The 7945-nt window shown below is 69.4% G+C and carries 11 protein-coding genes; 5 read left to right on the top strand and 6 right to left on the bottom strand.

Translation table 11 applies throughout. The features are described from left to right. Positions 1–531: thiamine pyrophosphate-binding protein (locus IJH84_RS01840; RefSeq protein ID WP_295139512.1), on the bottom strand; the 531-nt coding region annotated here is incomplete at its 3' end. Positions 532–704: 173 nt separating this feature from the next. Between IJH84_RS01840 and IJH84_RS01835 the strand changes: the two genes are divergently transcribed. Together IJH84_RS01835 and bcp are read left to right on the top strand one after the other, a co-directional pair. Beyond that, positions 705–872: a hypothetical protein gene (locus IJH84_RS01835; RefSeq protein ID WP_200072746.1), complete on the top strand. Its 168-nt coding sequence runs from the start codon at positions 705–707 to the stop codon at positions 870–872. 43 nt (positions 873–915) lie between these two features. Continuing rightward, positions 916–1389, top strand: a complete 474-nt coding sequence (bcp, locus tag IJH84_RS01830) for a thioredoxin-dependent thiol peroxidase (protein ID WP_200072745.1) — start codon at positions 916–918, stop codon at positions 1387–1389. 101 nt (positions 1390–1490) lie between these two features. On the opposite strand, the gene IJH84_RS01825 is transcribed toward bcp, so the two are convergent. Next, positions 1491–2249, bottom strand: a complete 759-nt coding sequence (locus IJH84_RS01825; protein ID WP_200072744.1) for a sulfite exporter TauE/SafE family protein — start codon at positions 2247–2249, stop codon at positions 1491–1493. Positions 2250–2494: 245 nt separating this feature from the next. Here IJH84_RS01825 and IJH84_RS01820 point away from each other — a divergent pair, with 245 nt between their 5' ends. From IJH84_RS01820 to IJH84_RS01810, 3 genes are all read left to right on the top strand, one after another. Further along, a complete protein-coding gene (locus tag IJH84_RS01820; protein ID WP_200072743.1) occupies positions 2495–3679 on the top strand; it encodes an SPFH domain-containing protein in 1185 nt (394 codons plus the stop codon). Between the two features lie 120 nt (positions 3680–3799). Continuing rightward, complete coding sequence (locus IJH84_RS01815) at positions 3800–4918, top strand: hypothetical protein (protein ID WP_295139505.1); 1119 nt, start codon at positions 3800–3802, stop codon at positions 4916–4918. Between the two features lie 76 nt (positions 4919–4994). Beyond that, entirely contained in the window at positions 4995–5705 is a 711-nt protein-coding gene (locus IJH84_RS01810; protein ID WP_295139502.1) for a hypothetical protein, read from the top strand. 130 nt (positions 5706–5835) lie between these two features. Here IJH84_RS01810 and rdgB read toward each other — a convergent pair whose 3' ends face one another. The 4 genes from rdgB to IJH84_RS01790 form a co-directional block, all read right to left on the bottom strand. Beyond that, positions 5836–6450 carry an RdgB/HAM1 family non-canonical purine NTP pyrophosphatase gene (gene rdgB, locus IJH84_RS01805; protein WP_200072740.1) on the bottom strand — a complete coding sequence of 205 codons (615 nt, stop codon included), beginning with the start codon at positions 6448–6450 and terminating at the stop codon, positions 5836–5838. After that, a complete protein-coding gene (rph, locus tag IJH84_RS01800; protein WP_200072739.1) occupies positions 6447–7202 on the bottom strand; it encodes a ribonuclease PH in 756 nt (251 codons plus the stop codon). The genes rdgB and rph overlap by 4 nt, the downstream gene beginning before the upstream one ends. Before the next feature lie 43 nt (positions 7203–7245). Next, positions 7246–7665 carry an Imm1 family immunity protein gene (locus IJH84_RS01795; RefSeq protein ID WP_295139494.1) on the bottom strand — a complete coding sequence of 140 codons (420 nt, stop codon included), beginning with the start codon at positions 7663–7665 and terminating at the stop codon, positions 7246–7248. 94 nt (positions 7666–7759) lie between these two features. After that, positions 7760–7945 (bottom strand): MBL fold metallo-hydrolase (locus tag IJH84_RS01790; protein ID WP_367268938.1); only part of this gene is annotated, 186 nt, incomplete at its 5' end.

Raw genomic sequence — 7945 nt, 5'->3', positions numbered from 1 at the left:
GTGCACCACCCCGGACCCGGTCGGCCGGGCGGCGGACTTGTGCGCGACGTCGCCGGGCACCACCAGCACTGACACCCCGCGGCGGCCGGCCGCGGTCTGCATCGCGCTGCGCAGCAGCCGCGGCATCTGCTCCGGCTGGGACAGCAGCTCGCAGAAGTGGCTGCACTCGTTGAACAGGAACTCCGGGTGGGTTTCCTGGAAGAAGCCGGTGCCGATCTGCTCGGACGGGATGTGCGAGGCCAGCGCCAGCACCGGCGCGCCGCTGCGGTGCGCGTCGTAGAGCCCGTTGATCAGGTGCAGGTTGCCCGGCCCGCAACTGCCCGCGCACACCGCCAGGCGCCCGGTGACCTGGGCTTCCGCTCCGGCGGCGAACGCGGCGGTCTCCTCGTGCCGGACGTGCACCCACTCGATGCCTTCGGTGCGCCGCACCGCGTCCACGACCGGGTTGAGGCTGTCGCCCACGATCCCGTAGATCCGCTGCACCCCGGCTTGCACGAGGACTTCGACGAACTGGTCTGCGACGGTCGGCATAGCTGCTCCCGCTGACTGGGCTACGACACGTTCCGCCACTCCGTGTACGCGCAGCGCACCGGCCCCGCAACACTGCTCGGCCGGGCGGGCCCCAGCACGCGGCGGTAACGTCCGCGCGGCCACCGGCGATCACTTCTTCGTCGACGTGCCCCTGCTCCCGGAAGGAAGACGCGGTGAACCTGCGCCTCTACACCGTTTGCGCGCTGTCCGTCACGATCTCGGCCGTGGCCGGACTTTTCGTCGGTGGGTTCATCGCATCCAGTGAACGGGACGAGCCGAAGGTGGCGGTGAGCACCGTCGGCCCCACCGCGCCCGAAGATGTCGGGGCGCGACTGCGCTGACGTGCCCGCGGGCGGCGTGCGCCGGTGCACTAGCGTCGAGGGCATGAGTGAACAGCAGCGACTTGAGGCGGGTGACACCGCGCCGGAGTTCTCCCTGCCCGACGCCGACGGCAAGACCGTGGCGCTGGCCGACTACCGCGGCCGGTCCCTGGTGGTCTACTTCTACCCGGCGGCGAGCACGCCGGGGTGCACCAAGGAGGCCTGCGACTTCCGGGACAGCCTGGCGCCGCTGAGCGACGCCGGTTTCGACGTGGTCGGGATCTCCCCGGACAAGCCGGAGAAGCTGGCGAAGTTCCGGGACGCCGAAGGGCTCACGTTCCCGCTGCTGTCCGATGTGGACAAATCGGTGATGGCCGAGTGGGGCGCGTTCGGGGAGAAGAACAACTACGGCAAGGTCGTGCAGGGCGTGATCCGCTCGACGTTCGTGGTGGACCCCGACGGCAAGATCGCCAAGGCGCTCTACAACGTCAAGGCCACCGGCCACGTCGACCGCCTCCGCAAGGACCTCGGCGTCTGACTCCCCGCATTTCCGGGTGAACGGCCTGTTGGTCCGACTGATTCGGGCGAACAGGTCGTGCACTCCAGGGGATCGGCGGGTGCGCGGGCGTGTCGGGCGGGCTAGTCCAGGACCATGTAGACGGCTACGCCTGCGGCGATGACCACTACGACGTAGCGCAGCAGGGTCGCGGGCAGCCGCTGGGCGATCTTGCCGCCCGCGAAACCGCCGAGGACCGTGGTGGGCACCAGCGTGAGCACCGCGATCCAGTCGACCGGCGCGATCAGCGCGTACACCGCGAAGGTCACCGCGCTGCCGATCAGCCCGAGCCAGCTCTTCAACGCGTTGAGCCGCCGCATCGAGTCGTTCACCGCGAGCACCAGCACGGCGATGAAGATGACGCTGCGCGCGCCGCCGAAGTAGCCGCCGTAGATCGAGGCCAGGAAGATCCCGATCGTGAGCCCCCAGGTGCGGTCCGGCCCGCCTTCGGCCGGTTGCCCGAGCCAGCGGCGGATCGTGTTCTGGAACGCCATCAGCACCGCCGACAGCGCGATCAGCGCCGGGACCACGGCGTCGAAGACCGCACCGGGCAGGATCAGCAGCAGCACGCAGCCGATCACCGACCCGATCGCGGCCGCGACCGAGGTGAGCACCAAGCGCCGCCGCGCTCCGCCCAGATCAGCGCGCTGGCTGACCGCGGCACCGACGAATCCCGGCCCTTGCGCGACGGAGTTCGTCACGTTCGCGATCAGCGGCGGCATCCCGGTCGCCAGCAGCGCGGGGAACACCAGCAGCGAGCCCCCACCGGCCACCGCGTTGATCGCGCCGGAGAGGAATCCGACGACGACCAGCACAACCAGCTCGAACCATTCGGTGAACACTCGCGGAACCTAACCGCCCGGATGGCGGTACACCCCACCGGGGCGATCGCCGTCACACCCCGAACGTCCCTCGCCGAGCGGAAGAGCAGTCTCCCGGACGGCGGGATCCGGAACCGGTCGGGCGGGCTGAAACCGGACGCCGGGGGTGCTGATCGCCGAATTCCACCGGAGCGACCGCGGTTGCCCTGGTGATCGCTTTGCTACGGTCGCGCCGACGTAGCGGCGGCAAGTTTGCAGGGGTTTCGGTGGGTTTATTCGACAAGGTCCGCGGCGAGTTCATCGACACCATCGAATGGACCGACGACAGCAGGGACACCATCGTCTGGCGATTCCCCCGCCACGACAACGAGATCAAGATGGGCGCCAAGCTCACCGTACGTGAATCCCAGGCTGCCGTCTTCGTCAACGAGGGCCAGGTCGCAGACCCCTTCCCGCCCGGCATGTACACGCTGCAGACGCAGAACATGCCCGTCCTGTCCACGCTCAAGGGCTGGAAGTACGGCTTCAACTCGCCGTTCAAGGCCGAGGTGTACTTCGTCAACACCCGGCAGTTCTCCGACCTGAAGTGGGGTACGCAGAACCCGGTCGTCGTGCGCGATCCGGAGTTCGGCATGGTCCGGCTGCGCGCGTTCGGCGGATACGCGCTCCGGGTGATCGAGCCCGTCGCGCTGCTGCGCGAACTCGTCGGCACGGACCCGGCGTTCCGCACCGACGAGGTGTCCGAACACCTCCGCCAGATGATCGTCGGAAAGCTCGGACCGGCGCTGGCGTCCTCCGGTGTGCCGATGCTCGACCTGGTCACCCAGCAGTCCCAGCTCGGCGACCGGATCGCCACCGCGCTGAACCTGGAGCTTCGCACGCTGGGCGTGGAGATCTCGCGGTTCGTCATCGAGAACATCTCGGTGCCGCCCGAGGTCGAGGAGATGATCGACAAACGCACCCGGATGGGCATCGCGGGCGATCTCAACCAGTACACGCAGTTCCAGGCCGCCAACGCCATCGAGCAGGCCGCGTCCAACCAGGGCGGCGCCGGCGAGGGGATGGGCATCGGCATGGGCGTGGCGTTCGGGCAGCAGACCGCGGCAGCCGCGTACCAGCAGCAACCGGTGCAGAACGGCCTGCAGGCGCCGCATCAGCCCGCCGGACAGCCCCCGCAGTACGGGCAACAACCTCCCGCTCCCGCGCAGCAGCCGCCGCAGGCCGGACCTCCGCCGCTGCCGCAGCAGGACCAGTGGTACCTCGGTGTGAACGGTCAGCAGCTCGGGCCGTTCGACTTCGCCGCCCTCGCCCAGCAGGTTTCCAACAGCGCCCTCACCGCGGAAACCCTTGCGTGGAAACAAGGCATGTCGCAATGGGCACCCGCAGGCCAAGTGCCGGAGCTGAGTCCCCTGTTCGGCCAGGCGCCGCCGCCATTGCCGCCGCAGTCCTGAGTCCCTTCCGGACCTGAGCGCGGGGCCCCGCAACCCGGGAACTGATCCGGTTGTGCCGGGACACCTGCGCCGGAAGGCACCGACTGGACCTGATTTCCGCTACTTCCGAAGGAAAACCTGATGTCAGATCCGTACGGCGACGGGCGAACCGCGTCAGCCGCCACCTATCCCTGTGGCGGCTGCGGCGCCCGCGTGGAGTTCGCGCCCGGCACGAACGTGCTGCAGTGCCCGTACTGCGGTTTCCGTCAGGAGATCACGGCCAGCAGCAGGCAGGTCCGGGAGATCGCGATCGAGGACCTGGACGTGCTGGCCCGCAAGCCGGTCGGGCAGCTCGCGCCGTACACATTGGTCTGCCAGCGCTGCGCGGCGAGCACGGAGACGACCGAAACCGCGGGGTTGTGCCAGTTCTGCGGCTCACCGCTGGTGATGGACGCGGCCGCGACCGGTCAGATCATCCCGGAGGGCGTGCTGCCGTTCGAGGTCGACCACAACGGCATCCGGGAGGCGCTGGGCAAGTGGGTGTCGTCGCGGTGGTTCGCGCCGTCGGCGTTCAAGAAGGTGGCCGCGGCGGAGTCGACCAAGGGCACCTATGTGCCACATTGGACGTTCGACGCGGAGGCGTTCTCGGCCTACAGCGGTCAGCAAGGGCGGCATTACTGGGTGACGGAGAACGACGGCGAAGGGCGGACGAAACGGGTCCGCCGGACGCGCTGGCACCACGTGCGGGGTGAGGTCTCCAGCGGGTTCGACGACGTCCTCGTGCCGGCCAGCACCGTGCTACCGGTCAACCGGGTGGACGCACTGGGCCCGTGGCCACTGCCCGAGGCCGGGCCCTACCAGCCCCAGTACCTCGCCGGTTACCACGCGCTGCGGTACGACGTGGAACCCGAGAGCGGCCTCGACGAGGCCAAGTCGCGGATGTCGCGGGAGATCCACGAGGAGTGCCGACGGGACATCGGTGGTGACGAGCAGCGGGTCGAGCGGGTCGACACCGACTTCAGCAACATCACCTTCAAGCTGATGTTGCTGCCGGTCTGGGTCGCGACGTACATGTACGCGGGCCGCAGCTGGCAGCTTCTGGTCAATGGCCGGACCGGCGAGGTCCAGGGCGAACGCCCGTGGAGCAAGGTGAAGGTCACGCTCGCGATCCTGCTCGCGGTGATCGTCGTGGCGGCCCTGGCGGTCCTGTACTTCAACGGCCACCACACCGGCGGGTCCAAGACGACGAAGCACCACTGAGGAGCTCGCCCACCGGAATTCGAATTGAACTACCGAACCACTCGGTTTGCAGGCAAGATCTGCTAACGTCCGCGACATGGACGAGCACCACCGGCCGCAAGAGGTTTGCACATCACCTGCCCAGAGCACGGACCGGGGGCTGCCACCGCCTTCAGCATTTCAGTCCGCCGGACAGGTGGACCGCGTGTGGAAAAAGGGCCGGTTCGTTCCGTTGCTCGCCGCCGTTTTCGTGTTCTTGTTCCTGCTTTTCTCCTGCTGGCTCACTCTCGGTGCTGCGGTCCACCGCCCCAAGGGAACCGGCTTTTGGGTCGTTGCGGACGTCGTCCTGGCGGCGATCCCCGCCTGCTGCATCGCGGCGGCGTTCCGGCGACGGGTCACCTTGACCTCGACCGACCTGGTAGTGCGGACGTTGTTCCGGACCCGGGTGTTGCCGCTGGGCGATATAACCGAATTGCGCATCGCACGGCACCGGTCGCGCGCACGTTTCCGCTCGACCCGCGTCCGCACGGACACCTACGACCATTCACCGAACGAATTCCCCTTGTTGAAGTTCGTGAGGTTCCTGCTGCGACGACTGCACCCCGGGCAGGTGCGGATCGAAACCTCGCGAGGCGGACGGACCTGCAAAACCAAATCCTTCGGCTGGCGTCCCTGGGAAGCGATGCAAGAGATCGCAAAAGCCGCGAAAGCCGCCGGAAGCCCGATCGATCTGCACGCCACCGGACAGGGTCCGGCGGGGATCGAATGGATGTCAGAGCGCGTGCGCGACGCGCGTGACCGCATGTGAACAGAACGGGTTTGCACCGCAGCTCGCGCGGGGATCTGCAAGCGGCCTGCGCCGGTTTCGGAACCGGACGACGGCTCTGGTCGGAGAGCCGGCGGGCCCCCAGCACACGCCCCGGCAGCCTCCGCTGCAGCTACCCGATCTGGCCGGCGATCTCCCGCAGGTGCGGCACCAGCTTTTGCAGGGCGCGCCCGCGATGCGAATCCGCGTCCTTCTCCTCCGCGGAAAGCTCGGCGGAGGTTCGGGTCTCGCCTTCCGGCACGAAGATCGGGTCGTAGCCGAAGCCGTTCGTGCCGCGCTCCTGGCGGATGATCGTGCCGGGCCACTCGCCGCGCACGACGGTCTCGGTGCCGTCCGCCCGCACCAGCGCGCAGGCGGACACGAAAGCGGCACCGCGGCGCTCGTCCGGCACGTCGTGGATCTGGCCGAGCAGCAGGTCCAGGTTGGCCTGGTCGTCGCCGTGCCCGCCGGACCAGCGGGCGGAGAGCACGCCGGGCATCCGGTTCAGCGCATCCACTTCCAGGCCGGAGTCGTCGGCCACCGCGGGCAGGCCGGTGGCGCGGGCCGCGTCCGCTGCCTTCGCGAGCGCGTTCGCCTCGAAGGTCGCGCCCGTCTCGGGGGCTTCCGGGAACTCCGGAACCGCGTCCAGGCCGACGACCTCGATGCCGGTGACACCGGCGGCTTCCAGGATCCGCCGCAGCTCCACCAGCTTCTTCGCATTGCGGGTGGCCAGCAGGACGCGGCTCACCGGGAGCTCCCGGGCAGTTCGCCGGGGTACGGCGCGGCCAGCGCCTCGGCCTGCTTGCGGGCCAGCTCGCCGCAGCCGTGCAGCGCGTAGTCGATCATCGTGTCCATCGTGGACCGGGTGAACGTGGCGCCCTCACCGGTGCCCTGCACCTCGACCAGGGTGCCGTGGTCGGTGGCGACCACGTTCATGTCCACCTCGGCGCGCGAGTCCTCCTCGTACGGCAGGTCCAGCCGCACCCGGCCGTCCACCACGCCGACGCTGACCGCCGCGATCGAGCACGACAGCGGCTTCGGGTCGGAGAGCCTGCGCGCCGAGCTCAGCCAGGTGATCGCGTCCGCCAGCGCCACGTAAGCGCCGGTGATCGCGGCCGTGCGAGTGCCGCCGTCGGCCTGGATCACGTCGCAGTCCAGCGCGATCGTGTTCTCGCCCAGCGCGGCCATGTCGATGCAGGCGCGCAGCGAGCGCCCGACCAGGCGGCTGATCTCGTGCGTGCGGCCGCCGATGCGGCCCTTCACCGACTCGCGCTGGCCACGGGTGTTCGTCGCGGACGGCAACATCGCGTATTCCGCGGTCACCCACCCCAGGCCGGAACCGCTGCGCCAGCGCGGCACGCCCTCCTGCACGCTCGCCGCGCACAGCACGCGGGTCCGCCCGAACTCCACCAGCACAGACCCGGCGGGCCAAATCTGGTAGCCGCGGGTGATCTGCACCTCTCGGAGCGCGTCGTCGCTCCGCCCGTCCGCTCTAGCCACGATCCCCACCCTAAGAGGACACGCGCGGCCGGTGGTCACGCCCCTACCAGTCGACGGTGCGCCAGTCCACGACCTTCGGCCGCGACGCGGTCTCCAGGAAGTCCTTCAGCGTCGCGGCCAGCACGCCCACCGCGACTCCGCTGCCCGCGGGGAACTCGATGTCCTCGCTGGTCAAGCCAGGGGATTCCGGGTCGCCCTCGAGCACCGCGAAGTCGTGATCGACGTCGAAGTGGCTCAGGTAGCCGTAGCCGCCATCCACCGCCGCGATGACGTCGTGGTCGAGCATCCCGGTGCTCTCGTCGGCCAGTTCGCGGTGCTCGTGCCAGATCGAGGCCGGGCCCGCGTTCGGCTCGGACAGCCGGCGGATCAGCTCGTCGACCTCGCCGGGCTCGGTGATGGTGAGCCCGTCACCGGCGTTCGCGTCGGTCTTCGACGCGATCGGCCAGACCGCCGTGATCGTCATTAGTTCCTCCAAGGACTCATCCCGCGCAGGTGCTGCTCGTGTCGACGGTCGCCCGGGCGAGCGGTTGCACGGCTACGAGCCGGCCGGGACGCGCTCACACCTGGTAGCTGCGGGCGGCCTCGACCACCTCGACCGGACCGTCGAACTCCGCGGTCGCTTCCCGCAGGATCTCCCCCGCGTCGGTCCACGGCTGCAGGTGGGTCAGCAGCAGCTTGCGCACCCCGGCCTGCTTCGCGACCCGGCCCGCCTGCGCGCCGGACAGGTGCACGCCGTCCGGGCG

This window comes from Saccharopolyspora sp., from assembly GCF_017434145.1.
GTDB classification, from domain to species: domain Bacteria; phylum Actinomycetota; class Actinomycetes; order Mycobacteriales; family Pseudonocardiaceae; genus Saccharopolyspora_C; species Saccharopolyspora_C galaxeae.
This window is presented reverse-complemented; position numbering and strand designations above follow the sequence as displayed.